The organism is Herbaspirillum sp. RV1423 (assembly GCF_000577615.1).
In the GTDB taxonomy this organism is placed as follows: domain Bacteria; phylum Pseudomonadota; class Gammaproteobacteria; order Burkholderiales; family Burkholderiaceae_D; genus Herbaspirillum.
Genome location: NZ_CBXX010000122.1, coordinates 1 through 436, shown reverse-complemented (window position 1 = coordinate 436; position 436 = coordinate 1). Strand labels below are relative to the sequence as shown.

Sequence of the window (436 nt, the reverse complement as noted above, 5' to 3'; positions counted from 1 at the left end):
GCGAAATGCTCGGCGCCATCGCCGCCGAAAAGTTCGGCATCCCGTTCACGCTGTCGACCATGAGCATCTGCTCCATCGAAGACGTCGCCAGCGTCACCACCAAGCCGTTCTGGTTCCAGCTCTATGTGATGCGCGACCGCGGCTTCGTCAAATCGATGATCGATCGCGCCAAGGCCGCCAAATGCTCGGCGCTGGTATTGACGCTGGATTTGCAAATCCTCGGCCAGCGCCACAAGGACCTCAAGAACGGCATGTCGGTGCCGCCCAAACTCACGCTCGACACCCTGCTCGACCTGGCGGGAAAACCCGGCTGGGCGCTGCGCGCGCTGGGCGGACGCAAGACCTTCGGCAACCTGGCCGGCCACATCACCGGCGGCGGCAGCGGCATCCAGACGCTGAGCCAGTGGACCGCCAGCCAGTTCGACCCGACCCTGAA

At 64.4% G+C, this 436-nt stretch carries 1 protein-coding gene; it reads left to right on the top strand.

Annotated features, from left to right (window positions below; all coding sequences use genetic code 11):
• Nucleotides 1-436, top strand: a 436-nt coding sequence (locus tag RV1423_RS28380) for an alpha-hydroxy acid oxidase (RefSeq protein WP_034304021.1), incomplete at both ends; no start/stop codon positions are given.